General features: G+C 58.3%; 20 protein-coding genes. 5 read left to right on the forward strand and 15 right to left on the reverse strand.

Annotation, left to right across the window (positions count from 1 at the left end):
* Nucleotides 1–4: 4 nt before the first annotated feature.
* The 7 genes from DWU98_RS11345 to DWU98_RS11395 form a co-directional block, all read right to left on the reverse strand.
* A complete protein-coding gene (locus DWU98_RS11345; RefSeq protein ID WP_115495680.1) occupies nt 5–430 on the reverse strand; it encodes a GFA family protein in 426 nt (141 codons plus the stop codon).
* A gap of 62 nt (nt 431–492) precedes the next feature.
* A complete protein-coding gene (locus tag DWU98_RS11350; protein ID WP_115495681.1) occupies nt 493–840 on the reverse strand; it encodes a hypothetical protein in 348 nt (115 codons plus the stop codon).
* A 656-nt stretch (nt 841–1,496) separates the two neighbouring features.
* The gene (locus tag DWU98_RS11365; RefSeq protein WP_147293303.1) at nt 1,497–2,762 is read right to left on the reverse strand and encodes a TolB-like translocation protein; all 1,266 of its coding nucleotides are present in this window, start codon (nt 2,760–2,762) and stop codon (nt 1,497–1,499) included.
* A 262-nt stretch (nt 2,763–3,024) separates the two neighbouring features.
* Nucleotides 3,025–3,483 (reverse strand): DUF4304 domain-containing protein, encoded by a 459-nt coding sequence (locus tag DWU98_RS11370; protein WP_115495685.1) that lies wholly within the window; start codon nt 3,481–3,483, stop codon nt 3,025–3,027.
* 164 nt (nt 3,484–3,647) lie between these two features.
* Complete coding sequence (locus DWU98_RS11375; RefSeq protein WP_147293304.1) at nt 3,648–3,920, reverse strand: XAC0095 family protein; 273 nt, start codon at nt 3,918–3,920, stop codon at nt 3,648–3,650.
* A 496-nt stretch (nt 3,921–4,416) separates the two neighbouring features.
* On the reverse strand, nt 4,417–7,110 hold the full coding sequence (locus DWU98_RS22265) for a GAF domain-containing protein (protein ID WP_230474813.1): 2,694 nt from the start codon (nt 7,108–7,110) through the stop codon (nt 4,417–4,419).
* A gap of 156 nt (nt 7,111–7,266) precedes the next feature.
* Nucleotides 7,267–8,175 carry a LysR family transcriptional regulator gene (locus DWU98_RS11395; protein WP_115495687.1) on the reverse strand — a complete coding sequence of 303 codons (909 nt, stop codon included), beginning with the start codon at nt 8,173–8,175 and terminating at the stop codon, nt 7,267–7,269.
* 119 nt (nt 8,176–8,294) lie between these two features.
* Between DWU98_RS11395 and DWU98_RS11400 the strand changes: the two genes are divergently transcribed.
* From DWU98_RS11400 to DWU98_RS11410, 3 genes are read left to right on the forward strand one after another with little or no spacing between them, the layout of a single operon-like run.
* Complete coding sequence (locus tag DWU98_RS11400; protein WP_115495851.1) at nt 8,295–8,840, forward strand: carboxymuconolactone decarboxylase family protein; 546 nt, start codon at nt 8,295–8,297, stop codon at nt 8,838–8,840.
* 56 nt (nt 8,841–8,896) lie between these two features.
* Nucleotides 8,897–9,526, forward strand: coding sequence for a pyridoxamine 5'-phosphate oxidase family protein (locus DWU98_RS11405; protein ID WP_115495688.1), 630 nt, complete (start codon nt 8,897–8,899; stop codon nt 9,524–9,526).
* Nucleotides 9,526–9,996 carry a nuclear transport factor 2 family protein gene (locus DWU98_RS11410; protein ID WP_196239502.1) on the forward strand — a complete coding sequence of 157 codons (471 nt, stop codon included), beginning with the start codon at nt 9,526–9,528 and terminating at the stop codon, nt 9,994–9,996. The genes DWU98_RS11405 and DWU98_RS11410 overlap by 1 nt, the downstream gene beginning before the upstream one ends.
* A 21-nt stretch (nt 9,997–10,017) precedes the next feature.
* Here the strand turns inward: DWU98_RS11410 and DWU98_RS11415 are convergent, their stop codons facing one another.
* The 6 genes from DWU98_RS11415 to DWU98_RS11440 all read right to left on the reverse strand — a co-directional run bounded on the left by DWU98_RS11415 (nt 10,018) and on the right by DWU98_RS11440 (nt 15,094).
* Entirely contained in the window at nt 10,018–10,512 is a 495-nt protein-coding gene (locus DWU98_RS11415; protein WP_115495690.1) for a universal stress protein, read from the reverse strand.
* 235 nt (nt 10,513–10,747) lie between these two features.
* Nucleotides 10,748–11,422, reverse strand: coding sequence for a response regulator transcription factor (locus DWU98_RS11420; protein WP_115495691.1), 675 nt, complete (start codon nt 11,420–11,422; stop codon nt 10,748–10,750).
* Between the two features lie 143 nt (nt 11,423–11,565).
* Nucleotides 11,566–12,918 (reverse strand): sensor histidine kinase, encoded by a 1,353-nt coding sequence (locus tag DWU98_RS11425; protein ID WP_115495692.1) that lies wholly within the window; start codon nt 12,916–12,918, stop codon nt 11,566–11,568.
* Nucleotides 12,919–12,960: 42 nt separating this feature from the next.
* On the reverse strand, nt 12,961–13,857 hold the full coding sequence (locus DWU98_RS11430) for a BMP family ABC transporter substrate-binding protein (protein ID WP_115495693.1): 897 nt from the start codon (nt 13,855–13,857) through the stop codon (nt 12,961–12,963).
* A gap of 178 nt (nt 13,858–14,035) precedes the next feature.
* On the reverse strand, nt 14,036–14,644 hold the full coding sequence (locus DWU98_RS11435; protein ID WP_115495694.1) for a hypothetical protein: 609 nt from the start codon (nt 14,642–14,644) through the stop codon (nt 14,036–14,038).
* A 144-nt stretch (nt 14,645–14,788) separates the two neighbouring features.
* A complete protein-coding gene (locus DWU98_RS11440; protein ID WP_196239503.1) occupies nt 14,789–15,094 on the reverse strand; it encodes a GCG_CRPN prefix-to-repeats domain-containing protein in 306 nt (101 codons plus the stop codon).
* Between the two features lie 84 nt (nt 15,095–15,178).
* Here DWU98_RS11440 and DWU98_RS11445 point away from each other — a divergent pair, with 84 nt between their 5' ends.
* Entirely contained in the window at nt 15,179–15,427 is a 249-nt protein-coding gene (locus tag DWU98_RS11445; protein WP_147293305.1) for a hypothetical protein, read from the forward strand.
* Between the two features lie 142 nt (nt 15,428–15,569).
* Here DWU98_RS11445 and DWU98_RS11450 read toward each other — a convergent pair whose 3' ends face one another.
* Nucleotides 15,570–15,953 carry a VOC family protein gene (locus tag DWU98_RS11450; RefSeq protein ID WP_115495696.1) on the reverse strand — a complete coding sequence of 128 codons (384 nt, stop codon included), beginning with the start codon at nt 15,951–15,953 and terminating at the stop codon, nt 15,570–15,572.
* Between the two features lie 447 nt (nt 15,954–16,400).
* Here DWU98_RS11450 and DWU98_RS11455 point away from each other — a divergent pair, with 447 nt between their 5' ends.
* A complete protein-coding gene (locus tag DWU98_RS11455) occupies nt 16,401–16,796 on the forward strand; it encodes a carboxypeptidase-like regulatory domain-containing protein (RefSeq protein ID WP_115495697.1) in 396 nt (131 codons plus the stop codon).
* 108 nt (nt 16,797–16,904) lie between these two features.
* Here DWU98_RS11455 and DWU98_RS11460 read toward each other — a convergent pair whose 3' ends face one another.
* A complete protein-coding gene (locus DWU98_RS11460; RefSeq protein ID WP_329955402.1) occupies nt 16,905–17,996 on the reverse strand; it encodes a DNA topoisomerase IB in 1,092 nt (363 codons plus the stop codon).
* Nucleotides 17,997–18,024: the final 28 nt, after the last annotated feature.

Genomic DNA, 18,024 nt, shown 5'->3' on the forward strand with positions numbered 1-18,024 from the left:
CTCCTCAGGGGAGCTCCTGATGCTGTGGAAGGTTGTCGTTGATCGTGTACCACGGCGCCTTTGAGTCGACAAAAATGTGCGCGGTCGGCTGTATCGATGGCGTATCGACCAGCGTGCCCAAGGTGACGTGCACGTATTGTCCATCGCGAACCACCGAATAAAGCATCGCTCCGCACCGTTTACAGCGCGCGTCATGCCCATTTTCATCGCCAAAAATCAAAAGCGCCTCGTCGCTCCCGATGACGCTTAATTTGCTTCGCTCGATACCTGCAAAAGGCTTGAAGGCGGAACCGGTCGCCTTTCGGCATCGAGAGCAGTGGCAGTTCAGCGCGTAGAGGAAGCTGTCCTCCACGCGGTAACGAACCTCGCCACACAAACACTCCCCCGAGAGCATCCGGCTTGAACTCGTTTCATGTGGGCTTATGTCCATACATTTTTCCAGGATGCTCAAGAGTTCAATTTATTTATTGAAGCCGCCGTCGAAAGCAGACGTCATGGCGCGTGTTGCTCAGCCTGCTCTAAAAATAAGCTCTGCAACTCGCCGGCAAGATTGCGCGCGCCATAGGTCAAGCGGAATTCGTGGTCCATTCCCTCCAACGCGCACGTTCCATCAATGATGCCAAGCACATTGGCCGTCGCATCGATCGTAACCTGGCGCGTCAGCTCCAGGAGAACTTCCCGCTGATCTGCGTTCAGACCACTAAAAACCGTTAGAACACGCCTCCAGTACGGATCGGATGCTTCGCCTGGGTCAGTATTCAAGAGAAGGTTGCGATAGATCGCGTTGTTCTCCTCAACGACGACAGCGTGGAGTTTTGAGATGAAGCCCTCTGGGGTCATAGCATTTCCCTTGTCGCGTAGCAGTCACTGGTTTCGTATCTCCAAAGGTCCGCAGTTGGGGCCGCCTGCACCTTCGGTTGCGTCCGAGCCTCATACTAATCGAAACCTGTTTAATGGCGCTCCCGTAACACAGCAATCAAGGCAGCCAAGACAGGAGGCACTTGTCGCCGAGACGGGTGGTTGAGGAAATATCCCGGAAACGGCGGCGTCCACGCTTCAAGTAAACGAATCAGGCGGCCGTCTGCTAAATAAGCCCGTGCGTGATCTTGCATAAGCTATGCAATACCCAGCCCATCAAGCGCCGCTTCAAGCATGAGCTCAGGCTCATTGAACGTAAGAGGTCCGGTGACTTGAATATCGAATCGGCGTTGGTTCTTTTCGAACTCCCACGCATAGATTTGACCACTTCCCATCATGCGGTAATTCACGCAGCGATGTGCTGAGATCTTGAGGCGCTTGGGGTGTGCCGTATTTCGCCAGGTACGCGGGCGACGCAACGACTGCCATGCGGAGATCCGGCCCGACGGGCAACGCTATCATGTCTTTCTCAAGCTTTTCACCTATCCGAATACCCGCATCGAATCGGCCTGCTCATCGGCCCCGAAAAATTCCGCCGAAATTTCGGGGCCGTTCAAGACAAGGCAACCTTCATGCAATCACTGCGTATGCCAGTCGTAAGCCACACCGTTGGTCACGAAGTGCGAGCTGCCGCCGGTCAGGTTGAGAACCCATATCTGTACCTCAGGCGGCCCGTTGTCCGAATAATCGCAATTGGCCAGAATCCGCCCGCCATCCGGCGACACCCGTACCGGGCGCCAGAACAACAAGGCGTTCGGGTCCTTCGCAGGATCCACGGCGACGCACGGCGAGGTTATCTTGCTAAACGTCGATCCGTCGGTTTTCACGGCGTATAACTCTTGATCCCAGAGCCCGACCGTAGAGTTGGATCCCATCAGGAAAGCCTGGGAACCGTCCGGCGAGATCAGCCCTATTCCGTACGGGTTGAAGCTGACGATATTGCTGGAGTCGACAAGCGCAACACGCTGGCCTGTCTGGAGGTTCTTGGCGCACCACATGGAGCCGGCCGACGGATTGCAGACGGGATCATTCGTGTCGCGCGTCGTCTGATAAATAACCTCGTGACCGTCGTATGAGATATCGCCAGCTCCGCCACCATTGTGGGGTGAATTGAGATTCGTCGCGACCAGGGTTGCGGTGCCGGTGCCGACATTGATCACGTAAAGATCCGCCATCAACGCATTGCTTGTACGCACCGCATAGACCATCAGGCTGCCGCCATTGCCCGACCACCGGATGCCTTCGATTCCCCAGTAGTTCCAGCGGTCTGCGCACCAGAGCGCATGATTGTTGGCACCGGTCGACTGCATCAATCGCACGCAGGATGGGTGTGCGCCTGTGGTGTGGAGATCCGCGACGTTTGCATAGGCGATTTGATCGCCGGTCGGCCCCCAGCTCACGGAACCGTAGCCCGGGCCTACGCTGGGGTCCTGCAGGTCATTGGCACCCCCAAACATCTGCGGAGTGCGTACACCGTATGCACTCACGATGAAATATTTACCGGCGTAGTAACCACGTTGGAAGGTATACGACGCACGAAGGAACACGCTGTAAGTTCCCTTCGGATTGAAAGCGTTCGTCAGCCACATGTTGTAAGTGGCTGAAACGCTCGGAATGTCGTACTCGTTATCCACGTATGGCGTGAGCTGCCTCAGATTGGAACCATCATCGCCGATGCTGAAGATCGACGAGCTGGTTTGGCTGCCTTGCGAATAAGTAGTACGCGAGAAAAGAACCGTGCCTGGCGATGTTTGCGCGACAGTGGTCAACGGCAAGGCCGCGAATGCCGCGGCGAACACACAGACAAGCGCCACTACAGCGCGACCGCGCACAAGAAATTGCATGACGCTCTCCTTGGCCATGGCAATCGCCATGGCGCTGGCTCGGATTACCGACGCACCATGCTGATCGACACCCAACTGCGCCGGACGACGCAATGTAGCGGCGTACTCGCATCTGAGCCGTGAAGGTCCGACTTCTCCGTCTTGAGCGCGCGCTACGACTGTTTACGCGAATGGGTCGGATTTTAACTGCATCGCAGTAGATGTCCGATTTCGACTGCCGCCGAATGCGGGCACTTCAAATTAAGGTCGCGCAGTGCCCTGCCTAGAGCAACTCGCGAAAGAATGAAGCCGCATGCTGTTTGATCCCTGAAGCCACCTGCATGGCGATATCGTTGTAGACGCAGTCAGGCTGGTGAGGATAGATACTTGAGCCTGTGTTGTCCGGTCCAAATACATACCCACGATCCTGACCCGCTAAAAAGCCGTCCGGACCAAGTCTCGCGCGTCGACTGCAGTGACCGACGGTCAAGGACGATTCGGCCAGCGAATTGCCCGCTGCCTCCCAGAGCCGCTGCAGTTCGCGAACTCGCTGGTCCGACACGCGCCCTGCTTCGACATAAAATCTCCCACCATGCTTATGGTAGAAAAGCATCAACAATTGATGCTCTCCGTCACCACGTCGTCTGAAGTGCGGTGAGCTGCCCTTAAAGCCTAGCGTACGAATCTCCGGAACTACGATCCGCTCAATCGCTTCTTGCATGGTTTGCCGATCGATTTTCATGTGCGCCTACTCATACGATTCTTTCGGACGTCCTCCACATTTAAGTCTGCTTTGGTCGAAAGAAGATCCTTTCAGAATATAAATGGTGGCGCCCGACAGCAGTGCGCCAACCTCTTCTAGTCAGCCGAAGGCTCCCAGCGCTCGCAAGAATCCGTCCCACCCCATCACTGCCACGCCCGATGCCGATCACCAAACCAGTTCTCGTTTCCCACTTGATCCAGTGCCTCGCCAATCTGTTCGCTGATCTGAATAAAAACGCGATGTAGCTCTGCTCGGCTTATCGTTACGGTGGTTGTGCCGTCTGCACCACCCGCGTCGCCCCGGGCGATATGCGCCATCAAGTTCAGCATCAGCTGGGTCTCTTTGAGATCTAAATAGCTTTCTTCGGACAACAGATACAGTTGCGGCCCCCTGCGGGTGTCGGGTATGTCTTCCATGGAAGTTCTCCACACGCTTAGGTCACGCCGCGTGTTGCGCGCGGCGTGAAGGGCTACAGGAAAAATCCTGCTCGTTTTGTAGGAATCAGCTGCTTCCATTTTGACGAATGCCCACTTCGGCTCGACACCGCGCCGCCAGCGCGGTGGTGAAGTAAGGGAAATGCACCGCTGCGGGAGCACGAGGACGTGCGGGTGCCGTATGATCGAGCGTAACCATGATCAACTCTCCTTTAGTTGGTGGTGGCCAGCGGATCGTTTGAGCGTCTACTCAGGCGATCCGCGTTTACTTCACATCATGTCGGGCGTGTCGCAAGCATCTAACTGGATGGGCACGCCCGACTACCGCACCTTCGCATAAAGCGCATTGGGAAATCTGTCGGGGCTCGGTGCTTCGGCACGTTGGCGAATGCCTACGCAAAGTACGCGCACGCGCCAGCCAATCCAACCGTTTTGCATGCCACCGCCCCGGAGTGAGCGGTGACGCTAGTGTTGCAAATCATGCGGTGCCCACCTCGCTGAAAAGCGTGCTATTTGAGACAGGGATCGAAATGCTGCATGCCACGCCATCGGCACCAAAGACATAGGATGTCTTGGCGTTGAACTGATACGCGAGGGCATTTTCGATCAATTCACGCCCCTGCCCCTTACGACGCGTCGCCGCATTTTCGGGCGGCATCGTCACACCGGTTTCGCGCCAGTGGATGTGGAGCCATGGCCGTTTTCCCGGGCCCACAGGCTCGAGCGCCCATGTAATGGCCAGATGCCCCTGCGGCTGCCCCAGCGCACCGTATTTCACTGCGTTAGTCGCCAATTCGTGCAGCACCATCGCCAGCGTCTGCACGGTCGAAGACCGCAGGCGCACACCTGTTGGCCCGCTGAGCGTCACGCGCCCGGAACCACCCTCCATCGCCTGGATTTCGTTCCGGATCAGGTCATCGAACGTCACGCGATTGATGTCGTTAAGGCGCGAGAGCAGGTCCTGTACGCGCGAAAGCGCGTCCAGCCGGTCGCCGAAACGAAGGTGGAAATCGGACAGATCGGCGCTGGCGCGCGCGGTCTTGTCAGCCATCGAGCGAACCACGCACATGAGGTTGCGCGTACGGTGCTGAAGCTCGGCGATCAGCACTTTCTGACGCTCCTCCCATTCGCGCCGCTCGGTCGTATCGACGTTGGCGCCGATCATTCGTACCGGCCGTCCTTCATCGTCGTAGGAAAATCGGCCACGTCCTTGCAGCCAATGAATCGTCCCGTCCGGATGGATGACGCGGAACTCCTGCACATATTCCTGCTTTGCTTCCATGGCCCGGTAAACCGCAGCCTCCGCGGAAGCGCGGTCATCCGGATGAATGCGTGCCGCCCAGGCTTCGTAGCTGGGGCTCACCTCGCCGATGGCATACCCTTCCATGCGGAAATGCTCGTCCGACCAATACACCTCGCCGGTGGCGATGTTCCAATCCCATAACCCTAACCGTCCCACTTCCGATGCACTGCGCAAGCGTTCTTCACTCTCGCGCAGTGCCGCCTGCGCGCGTGTACTTTCAATGACGCGTGCGAGTTCGTGAGCGATGAGGTCCGTTTGCCGTTGCTCCGACTCCGTGAACCAGCGCGGGGCTCTAAAATGCGTGGACAACATGCCCAGCGGCTCGCCGGTGGCGGAAAACAGCGGCGTCGATTGCACGGCGCGGTAGCCGGCCGCACGTGCAACATCCCTGCAAGGCATGCAGTCCGGATCGGTTTCGATGTCCGAGACGATTTTCCGCCTGCGCCCAGCCAGGGCCAAGCCACAGGCCGACGGCTCACCTGCATCGACTTGTGCGAAGTGATCAAGAAACATCGGTTCAAAACCGCACTGGACAGCGATGCGAAGCGTATGGGTTTCCGGTTCGTAGACCTGCACGTTGCCAAAGTCGGCACCATGCAGGGCCATCGTTACATCGAGCGCTGCTTTGAGCAGTTTCGTTATGTTTGAAGATCCTGCAGTAATGATGCTCAGCTCGTGCAAGGCTTGCATCGCGGCCAGTTCGGCCGACAGCGCCATCTCGACGTGAGCGCGCTCGATGGTCGCCCAGATGCGCTCGGCAACCTCCGTAACCAGTGTCACCTCGCTTTCGCGCCAATCACGCGCTTTTCGCTGATGCACGCCAAGAAAGGCGGCCAATCCGCCGTGTTTGACCAGCGGAACTTCGATCAGGGCTGCGACACCGAGTGCGTCATAGGCCTGCACCGCTCGACGCGTAAGCTCGATGCCGGCGTTGATATCCGCGATGACGAGTGCGTGCCCCGCATGCAACGCATCGCCAGAGGCCTTGCCGAAATCATCCAGACGGTAGCGCCCGATGATCGAGGGAGCCTTGTCACTGCAATAGTCCGTATCGATTGCAGTCATTCCCTGCTGATCGACCACGGCATAGAACACTCGGTCCGCCCCAAGGAACGCGCCGAGTTGCCGCGTCGCCGCCGTCTGAATCTGTAGCGCATCCGATAAAGGACGTAATGCGTCAGACAGTTGCAGCAAGAACATCTGCCGTTGCTCGATTCGAACACGCTCCTCATTTTCCTGATGGCGGGAAATGATGATGCCTGCGGCCTGGGTGATCACCGACGCCAATTCGTAATCACGTAAATCGGGCGTGTGGGGTTCCCTGAAGTAAAGGGCAAACGAGCCCACCCGCTTGCCCGTAGAGGTCTCGACGGGGAATGACCAGCAACCTCGATAATCGTGTTCACGGGCTAGCCATCGCCACGGTTGCCAGCGCGCGTCCTCAAGCACATCGGGAGTGACGGCTGGTTGACCCGTGGCAACAGCCAATCCACATGAAATCGATTCGGGCGAAATCAGGAAACCTTCCACGGCCTTCGCATAGGATGGCGACATCCCAACGACGTGCGACAGGGCGTCTCCCTTTCGGTTGGCAATATAGAAGGCACATCGGCGGCCATCGTTCGCCCACCGGACGGCTGCATTAACCAGAATACCCAGCGACGTCTCAAGTGTCGCGCCGTTCATTTCCGACTGAAAAGCTTCCTTCTGGGCAGCCAGGCACGCATCTTTCAGGCGCAGATCGACTTCGTTTTCATGCAGCGCGCCCTTCGCCCGCCCAAGTTCGTCCAAGGCGTTACGGAGCTGCGCAGCGGGTGATGCGCCTGCGCTCTGGCTGTCTTCCAAAGGCGCTATTTCGTTTGAAATCATCAAGTCACCTTTCATTAGCTGGCTGGCGGCCAGCGTTCAGGGCAACACGCGTGTAATTTTCGTCCTTGCGCCGTAAATAAAAGGTCTAAAGGCAGTAGCGGACAATTCGAATGCGAAACGCACGCCACCGGCTGCAAAGGCCCAGGCGCTTGCTCTCTACGGGAGAATGGCCAATGCCTTTCGCAAGCGTGGCGCGGCGAAGTCGATGAAGCTTCGCAGCTTGAGCGGCATTTGACCGCGGGAAGCGTGGAGAAGATGGACCGGCACCGGATCAGGTTCGTAGCGTTGCAAGATGATTTGCAGCGCGCCGTCTTGCACCGCGTCGGCGACCTGATAGTGCAGCAGGCGCGTGATACCTACGCCTCGGATCGCTGCCTGGGCCGCTGCTTCCGGCGTCGTGACCGCCAGTCGCGCAAGGATGGGAACATCGTGCGTCGCGTGTGAGGCTGGCATGCGAAAGCGCCAGGACGGCACGGGCGTGGGCGCAATCACCGACACGCAGGGGTACTTCAGCAAGTCATCCGGTTGCTTGGGTACACCGCGTCCCGCCAGCAGCGCAGGGCTTGCGCACGTTACCGTCCGCATCAGGCCCACTTGCGTGGCGACCATGGCACTGTCGGGCAACGTGCCGATGCGCACCGCCATATCCACATGGTCACCGATGAGATCGACATTGCGATCGATCAGCATCAAACGAAGATTGATCTGCGGATAGAGCGCAAGAAAATCAGCGACAAGCGGCAACACGTATAGACGGCCAAAAAAAGTGGGCGCCGTCACGACCAGCTCGCCTTTGGGTGTGATGAATTCGCCCGCTGCCTCGCGCTCGGCACCCTCCACCTCATCGAGAATGCGCCGCGCGGCCGCTATGTAGGCGGCCCCCGCCTCGGTCAACGTGAGTTTGCGTGTCGTGCGGAGAAGAAGTCGCGTTCCCAGATGCGCTTCAAGGTCGGAAATCTTGCGACTGAGCGTCGCGAGGGGAATCTTCAACGCCCGTCCGGCCGCGGAAAAGCTGCCCTTATCAGCGACGGCTACCAGCATCGACATGGCTTCGAGGCGGTCCATGGATTATTCCATTTTTCGGGAAGAAGTTTCCCAACGTTGCCCAATTATCTTATCAAATGGAAAAGCGCAGCATCTGTTCCGAACAAGGCCACGGCGGCCTTCAACCTGAGGAATCGCTCATGTCCCGCCTTCCCATTCCGACCCTCGACGCCGTTCCCGAAGCCTCCAAGCCGATCCTCGATACGGTGCGCAAGCAGGTGGGCGTGGTGCCCAACTTGTTTCGGCTGATCGGCACCAGTCCCATTGCGCTGAACGCGTACACCGCTTTCCAGGGCGCGCTGGGCAAGGCACTGGACGTAAAAACGCGTGAGCGTATTGCGCTCGCGGTCGCGCAAGTGAATGGCTGCGACTACTGCCTTTCCGCGCACAGCTATCTGGCCATGAACCTGGCGAAGATCAGTCCCGAAGAAATTGCCCTGAATCGCCAGGGCGCATCGGGCGATGCCAAGGCAAATGCGGCCGTCAACTTTGCCTCTAAGGTGACTGCCCAGCGCGGCCACGTTGACGACGCGGATATCGCCATGGTGCGCGACGCGGGTTTCAGCGATGCGCAGATCGTGGAGATCGTCGCGCTGGTTGCGGAAAACACGTTCACCAACTACCTCAACGAAGTCACCAAGACCGATATCGACTTTCCCGTCGTGCTCGCCAAGGACGCGGCTTGAAATAAGGCGGGCGCAGGCACAAGAGCCTGCGCCCGCCTTGCAGCTTGGAGACGATTATGTCGTACGGGTTTCTGGATATCGCTGTGACACCGGGGGTCCGGGCCGCGCAGGCCGAAATGGGCGCCGACAAGCTGTGGGCGAATTTCAAGGGGCACCGGACGTTCGATCGGTTCACCGACGACGAGACGGCATTTATCGCGGAAAGGGATAGCTTCTATATCGCTTCCGTGTCGGAGACTGGCTGGCCCTACGTGCAGCATCGCGGCGGTCCGCGTGGCTTTCTCAAAGTTATCGATGCGCAGACGCTGGCATTCGCCGACTATCGAGGTAACCGCCAATACATCAGTACCGGCAATTTTTCGAGCAACGAACGTGCATGCCTTTTTCTGATGGATTACCCTCGACGTGCGCGATTGAAGATCTACGCACACGTGGAGACGTTGGCGCTCGACGCCGATCCGGCTCTCACCGAGCGAGTCACGGAGGTGGCATACAAGGCCAAACTCGAGCGGATTTTCCGCTTTCGGCTTGAGGCCTTCGATTGGAACTGCCAGCAGCACATCACCCCGCGTTTCACGGAGCAGGAGATCACTGCGGCGATCCGCCCTCTGCGTGAACGTCTTGCCCAGTTGGAGTCGGAAAATGCCCTGCTGCGCACCCGGCTCGAAAACCATGGAGAACCATGATGGATAGCTCAAGACCCCCTCTGCCACCGTTCACGCTCGCAACGGCCATCGAGAAAGTGCGCCTTGCCGAAGATGGCTGGAACAGCCGCAATCCCGAGAAAGTGGCGTTGGCTTATACCGTCGACAGCCAATGGCGCAATCGCGCCGAATTCGTGAATGGCCGCGCGGCGATCGTTGAGTTCCTGACACGAAAGTGGCAGCGCGAACTGGACTACCGGCTCATCAAGGAAGTGTGGGCCTTTGGCGAGAACCGCATTGCCGTGCGCTTCGCGTACGAGTGGCACGACGATAGCGGCAACTGGTTTCGATCGTATGGCAATGAGAATTGGGAATTCGATGGGCACGGGCTCATGCGCAAACGCCTTGCCTGCATCAATGACGCGCCGATTCGCGAAGCTGACCGGCGTTACCACTGGCCGCTTGGCCGGCGACCCGACGATCACCCCGGCCTGAGCGAGCTTGGCTTTTAGCCGGGCTTGAGTGACAACGCATCAATGCGATAAGGCGAGGCGAGCAAGCGGCCTTGAGATCGTGCGGGCAAGCGTCTTGGCGCTTGAGGCGAAAAACAGGTTTGCATCCGAGTGGCGCTGCACTTCGGCATAGACATTTCCGCCGAACCAGCGCCACCAGGCTGACTTTGCTTTACCCAACACAATCAGGTCCGCGCCGATGTCACGGGCAAAGGTGGCAATGGCTTTTCCCACAGTGAAATCCTTGACGGATAAGGTAATCATCTTCGCTTCGCCGCGACAGCCTGAATCCTCAAGCTTGCGCGAGACGTTGCCTACTATTTCGCGCCCATGCTCCTGCAGGCAGGCAAGCATAGGCCCAAAATCCTGGCACTCGGCCACGATCATCTGCGGCATCCAATCGACCACGTGCAACACCGAAATATAAGCATTGTGTTCGCGCGCCTGTCCGATCGCAAAGCGAAGTGCCGCGCAATCGGCGTCATGACTGACCCCGACAAGAATGTGCTTAACCATTTGAAGCCTCCCGATAAGGTGAAAATGTGCCGGCGCACTCGCGGTGCACCTGCGCGACGGGAGAAATCATCGGGCATGCGAATTAGAGAAGAATGAGCACTTTTTCCGGTTCGGCGCCTTGCAACTAAAACTGCACGAAGGCGGGTTTTTTCAGCAAAAAAGCACTTAGAAAGCCGCGTTGGGCACGCGCTAATTTTCGGCTAATAAACGGGGTTTAGAGACCCTGGCTTCAGGCTTACCCCTTCGCAGTTTCACTCGCCGTTACGGTCCAGCCCAGGCCGCGCACATTGCGTATCACCGATGTACCAAATTTCTTGCGCACCGAATGGATGAGCACATCGACAGCATTGCTCTCCACTTCCCTTCCCCAGCCATACAGTTTGTCTTCCAGTTGCTCACGCGAAAGGATCGTGCCGGGGCGTTCGAGAAATGCATGCATAAGCGCAAATTCGCGCGCGGACAGCACCTCGGTTACGCCGTTGCACGTCAGTGTTCGCTTGTCCAGGTCGAGGTTAACCGCTTCGGTGCCCAGACATGACACCGCGTGTCCTGCCTTGCGCCGTAGCACAGCACGAATGCGCGCGAGCAGTTCAGGGACCTGGAAGGGTTTGAGCAAATAATCGTCGGCACCGATATCGAGCCCCTGCACCCTTGCATCGAGATCGTCGCGCGCAGTCAGAATCAGCACAGGTACCTCATTACCCGCCATACGCGCCTGCCTGAGAAGTTCGAAGCCGCCCATTTTGGGCAACCCAAGATCCAGCAGCACGACCGTATATTCGGCGGCGCAGATCGCGCGCCATCCTGCGGCACCATCACGGACCCAGTCCACGCTGTAATGGGCGTCTTTCAGTGCGTGCAACAGGCTTTGGCCAATCTGCAAGTCGTCTTCAACCAATAGCACCCGCATGGTCCCGTCTCCCGACAAATGCCACGCTTCCCCTACCCGATGCCCTGCAGCGGCTGCGCGCCGCCATCGAAAGGATACGCCACATTTGTCCTGGCGGCTCCCGCCATGCAGCGCGGAGCCTGGCGAGCGCGCGCATGTTTTCCCTAACTGGCCGCCGCGGGTGTTTTCCATTGCTCAGCGTCGATGACGGGCAAAACGATAGTGGCCGTGAGCCCGTTAAAACCATCCGTACGGTTCGCCAGGGTAACGGCTCCATGATATTTGTCGATGACCGCCCGCACGATCGAAAGCCCCAGCCCGCTGCCCTCCACATGATCGGCCTGCAGCCGATAAAAGCGATCAAAAACGCGCTGGATCGATTCCTCCGGAATACCCGGCCCGCTATCGGTGATCGATACCACGACATCGCTCTTCTGGCGGAACACATCGATGTCCACGCTGCCGCCAGCCGGCGTGTAGCGCAATGCGTTTTCGACCAGATTTCGCACGGCCATGCGCAGTTCCCCCTCACGAGCCTGCACGAACGCGGGGTCGAATTGCCTCACGCCCAGATCAATCGAACGCGAGTCGGCAACCGGCAAAAGATCCGCCACCAGGTTCTGGATAAGTTGACGAACATCGACCGGCTCGGTCGCGCCTGCTTCGAGGTCTGCATCGGCCCGTGCAAGTTCGAGCAGCTGCCGGATCATGGCGCCACTTCGTAAGATGGCTTCGCGCAACTCTCGCTCCCGTTCCACGCGCGAGGCCATATCAGGTGCATTGGCCATATTGTCCACGCGTAACTGCAATGCGGCGATCGGTGTCCGCAGCTCATGTGCGGCATCTGCAATGAAGCGTTTTTCGGCTTCAATACCCACCTGAAGCCGCGCAATCATGCGGTTGATCGAGTCGGTGAATGGCCGCACTTCCTGAGGGACATCCGATGTATCGAGCGGCTTCAGATGCCCGACACCCACTCTCTCCGCTTGCACCGCCGCGCGCGATAGCGACGCGAAGGCACCACGCACGACCAGCGGAATCAACAACCAGATCAACGCCAGGCGGACCAAGGTGGGAACGAGGCTTTCGAGCCCCGCTTGCGTGGCCGTATCCTCACGAAATGCAATCGGTTGGCCAACCTGATAAACCAGCTCGCCGGCATTTTTTCGCAAGGTGTAGAGGCGGTATGGCTGCCCGTTGATGCTTTCCACCGAATAGCCATCCGGTGCGTGGCGATCGAAGAGCACCTCGGGGTCGGTGTTGTCGGTCGGTTCGACGAGCCCGCGTTTCCATATTTGTCCCACGAATCCGTCGAGCGAATGCTGCGGCGGCCCATGCGAACCGATGGCGCCGACATTGCCCGCGGACAACCACACCGCTGCCCCTTGCAAGTGCGTATCGAGCAGCTCATTGATGTGCCTGCGAGCAAGCCAGTACGACGAAGAGGCATCGATAGTGACACCGATCACCCACAGGATCGTTAGCGTAACGATAATTCGTGTCTTCAACGATTTCATGTCATCGGACCTGCTGGTTCTGAGCCCATAGCCAAAACAGTCTCAAAACGGCTGCTTTGGCCACTCAACCACCCAAACCTTATCCGCACTGTCGACGGCATAATCGCCACCTTTGAATCGGCCCGACGCCGCCGCGCCGATGAAGCGACGAAAAACCACGTCCGTATGGATGATCACGCTGACCGCCACGTTGCGGTCTTGGCGCGAGGTATCGGTCATCCAGCCGATGACTTTGACGCGCGGATACCGATCGGCGGCAGCGATCACCGCATGGTTGGCATCGGCCACGATCACGTCGGCTCCCGCGCCTATCTGGTGATCGGTCAATTGCGCTGCTTTGTCGACATCTGACCAGTTGCCGGTCCAGTCGACGAGCACCTTCTCGCCAGGCGCTGTATGCAGAACGGTCGCCTTGAATCGCTCGGCTTCCGCAGCCTCGACGGACATAACGCCGCCGACGAAACCGACAATACCCGATTTGGACAATCGCACAGCAAGCTGCCCGGCAAGCAAACCGCCGAGCTCCCGGCAATCCAGGCAATAATTGATGACGTTGGTACCGCGGGCGGTACCGGACAACGTGGCGAAATACGCATCCGGGTGGCGCCGGGCCGCCGTCGTGGCAACCGCACTCATCTCCGCCCCAGCCAAAATGAAGCTGCGGACACCGGCTGCGTAGTGTCGGTCGATTATCGCCAGCATGGCCGACTGACCCAGTTGATCGGCGTTCTGTACGACGTCGACCGCATAGCCGTCCTTGCGCAACCGCTCATAACCGCGATACGCCGCTTCGCTAAAAGAATGATCGTCGCCACGATACGGAATGAATAACAGCGTTTTTTCTTCGCGCGCAGACGCAGCATGCGCAGCGACCGACAATACTGCCAAAAAAACCAGCAGCGCGAAACGCCAGTGCTTGGAGTGAATCGTTAGCGGCATGTTGTCAAACCCGTATTCGGTGACATCACAGACCAAGCGTTCTCTTGCGCCTCACGGCGCCCTGCCAAGCCACACGCACGACGCAACGCCGCCGCAGATGTGACCTCCCCGGTCACACTGCGGATGGCGTGAGCTTAGTGGATTCATGAGAGCCGTCAATCATCGCCTCGGCCATGCCTTAACGCGCCTGCTTGGGATCGAGTGAAATGGCCAGCTCCTCGACATACGTGACGCTCACCAGATCGCCCACCTTGAGCTTGGAAACATCCTCGCGCTTATGCAGATTGCCCACGTCAACGATCCGCGAGTATCCATCATCGCCCGTCAGCGTCACGGTGCCGTTGGCCATGTCCATGGCGGACAATGTCGCAGTCACGTTTTCCGTGTAATGGGTCTGAATGAACGAGCCGTTCCCTTCGTTCGTGGCTTCCGTACCACCCGAATACTCAACCCCCGGCTTGGCGCTGTTGGCCGGCATCACCTGCAAGGCTACTGCGCGAAGATAATGTGTGTCGACGCGGTCGCCAGGTTTGAGGCGATCCAGCTTGCGTGCATCGGCACGCACTTCGACGGTTTCCGCGTGTTGGTCGGGCCCGGTAATGGTGATCGTGTTTTTAATCGGATCCACATTCAGGATGGTCGTTTCCGTCGTGACTTGCTGGCGTTCCAATCCATAGGCCGTGACGGACACTGCCGGAAGATCGGCGATGGCAAGGCTGGGCGATGACCAGGCCGCTCCGATCGGAAGCAATGCGGTGCATAGCAAAGCAATCAACGTGCGTTTCATGTTCTTTTCCTCGAATGATCGAAACCGTGAGAACCCTCGCGGCGTGCTTTATGCGCGCCGCTGAAAATGTTCAAAGGCATATCGATAGAAATCGGTGATGTTGACTGTCGGGCCAACGATAAAGGCGTGCTTTACGCCCAGAACTTATTGGTACAAACCATTCGGCAGGCGGCCGTGATAGGGCGTATCACGGCAGTGACCCCATGGCCCTAGCCAGTAGCCTTGAGGGCATCCCGGCGCTGTAGCGACCGGTCCGGTATAGATCACCTGAGGGGCCGGCCCCGCCACGACAACGGGCGCACCGTAAACGTAGGCGTGCACAAAGTGGCAGTGGCCCCACCGGCCGCGCCAGCCATAGGGGCCGCAGCCGTCGGCTGCGTAAGCGGTTCCGATCGAAAAAGTTGCTGCGGCCAGCAAGGTGCCGAAAAGCATGTAGCGCGAGATAGACATGGTGTTTTCTCCTTTGAAAGTGCCATAGACGGGAGCAATTGGCTTGCCGTTGAGGACAGTATGGAGAGCGAGAATTAGGCGGAAATGAGCACCTTGCTTACCGCCCAAACACATGTCATGGGCGGTACCGCGAAAGACCGATCGCGTGACCTGCCCGATGCGTCGTTGCTTGCCAGGTCGCTGGGTGGCTACCCATGGGCTGCCAGCACCCAGGCATGGCTGGATGCTGGTTTATCGCAGGCCGGCGGTTCGTTGAATCAAGGCAGCGCGGCATCCACGCTGTATCCGTTGGCGCAGAGTGAATACGGTGGACCCAGCAGTGCGACGCCCTGATCGCTGGGCGTATTCGCGTGAATGATGGATGGCGCGTTTCCTCCTGGCGATGGCATCGCCAGGAGGAACGCACTCTCACTGAGTATTCGATTTAATCGCGGGCCCTGGGCTACACACCACCCGTCGAGAACATCCTGTTATTTCATTTGCCCGACGGCGGCTGCCAGAGCTCCACCTTGTTGCCTTCGGGGTCGATCACCCAGCCGAACTTGCCGTATTCGGATTCGTCGACCTTGTCTTCGACCTTGCAGCCTTCCGCTCGTAACGCTGCAAGGAGCGCATGCAAGTCTTCAACACGATAGTTGATCATGAAACTGGCCGTGCTCGGGGCAAAGTACGAGGTGTCTTCCTTGAAAGGATTCCACGCGGTGGTACCAGCACCATGAGCATTGTCGTCGGCCCATCGAAAAGCGACACCGCCCCACGCCTCGACGTTCATGCCCAGATGCACGCGATACCAATCGGCTAACACCTTGGGGTCTTTCGCCTTGAAAAACACGCCACCAATTCCGGTAACTCGTCTCATGGGATCTCCTTGGATCGAGTGATGAGCGGTGAATGCGGGCCCACCTTGTCGCCATGACTTCTGGCCTAGATATGCGTTGGGCCGATGAAATTTCAGCTAACGCGAACGGGAAATCTGTCGCCAGCATTACAGCGATAAGAACATTGCGCGTCGTGCTTTCTGGTTAGACACATTACGATCTTCACATGAGTCGCCCGACTCCTTTCTGCTAATTTAAACCTATCGCCGCTGCCTATCATCCAAGAGGCTGTGGTACCCGATCTGGATTGGGCGTGGCGATGCAGGCGCTACTGGAAGAAACGCCGCAGTCAGCAAGGAACGCACGAACGTCAGCAGCCACCCCACCCCAGTCATGCTGCTTTGACACAGGGCGTCATACCACTCACTGCGCAAGCGGTAGAGCGGTTTGACGCACCCAAATTTCCCCAAAACCCCGCGAGCACGAGCATGAAAACTGTTCAAAAATCCGAAGTCAATCGTTACCAGAAACACGAACTCCGCTTCGCTTCCAAGCTCATGTCAGTGATTGCCGTGGGCGCGCTGGGCGCCATGGCATTTAGCGCCGTCCAGGCGCAGTCGACCAGTTCCAGCATTATGGGCAAGGCTCCTACCGACGGCACCGTCACGGTGCACAGCGAGACCGGCCTTACGCGTCATGGCACGCCTAACGGAAAGGGCCGCTATAACCTCTCCTCGCTGCCGCCCGGAACCTACCTGGTGTCACTGGAAAAGGACGGCAAGACGCTTGCCAGCCTGCAGGGCGTTCCGCTTTATGCCGGCAAGGCATTCGAAGTGGATTTCGCTTGCGATAACGACCAGTGCTCGGCAGCCCCCGGTCACTGAGAAAAACAAAGCACGTCTACAACGCTGAAGGTTTGGACTTTGGTGTCATGCCCATAATGGGCATGACACCGATGTACATGCCGTACATTGCCGCCATCGGGATTTGCCTTATCCCGTGCGATGGCGCTTTTCCAGGTACCTTACCAGCGCTTTTTCCAGGCGGCGGCCGCGCAAAGTCGTGAAGGCTTGTCCGCTCAATCCGTCATCCAACCAATCCTCGATCACACACGGGTCGATGTAAGAAGACCGGCATACGGCGGGTGTATTGCCCATCGTCGTCGCCACCTCTTTGACTGCCCGCGTGACGACGTGCTTGCGCGCACGCAAGCCCCCTTTTTCCGGAAGTGGACGTTTTCCAAGGAGCTTGGCAGCGAGCAGCGTCGCACCCCACGTGCGGAAATTCTTGGCACTGAAACACTCCTCGTCGGTGGAACCTGCCGCCTCACGCAAGTAGTGATTGACCGCGCTGGAGTCCACCGGCTGGCGAACGCCATCGTCGTCCAGATACTGGAAAAGCTTTTGTCCCGGAAGCTTGTGAATGCTGCGGATGATCTTGATGAGGCGCTTATCGTCCAGCTCGACATCCCGCTCGACACCACTCTTGCCCTTGAAGACAAAGCGCAGCCGACCGCGCTCGTGCTTGAGATGCCTGGAGCGCAACGTCGTCAATCCATAACTTCCGTTCTCCTGCACGTAGCTTTCGTTACCAACGCGAATCAAGGTCTTGTCCAGTAGCGCAACGACGGTCGCAATGACTTTATCGTGCGACAGACCGGGCAATGCCAGATCATGCCGCACCTTTCGTCGAATGGCCGGCAACGCCCGTCCGAATGCCACCAGGTTGGCGAATTTCCCCGCATCACGAAATGTCCGCCAATCCGGGTGATAGCGGTATTGCTTGCGACCACGATCGTCACGCCCGGTGGCCTGAAGGTGCCCATGTGGGTCGACGCATATCCACACATCCTTGTAAGCGGGCGGTATCGCGAGGCGTCGGATGCGATTCAAGATACGCCGGTCAACAACGGGGCGACCCGTGCGATGGCGATACACGAAGCCTTGTCCGCACCGCAAACGCCGGATACCCGGTTCACGGTCGCTGACGTAAACCAGGCCTTGCGCTCGAATACGTCGCTTCAAAACGGTCGATGTCGATACATCCATTGCATGCCAATGATCTGACCCAAGTCTCGGAGACATTGATCAGCAGCACGTGTTGATGCGAAGT

Source organism: Dyella monticola (genome assembly GCF_003363155.1).
Taxonomy (GTDB): Bacteria; Pseudomonadota; Gammaproteobacteria; order Xanthomonadales; family Rhodanobacteraceae; genus Dyella_B; species Dyella_B monticola.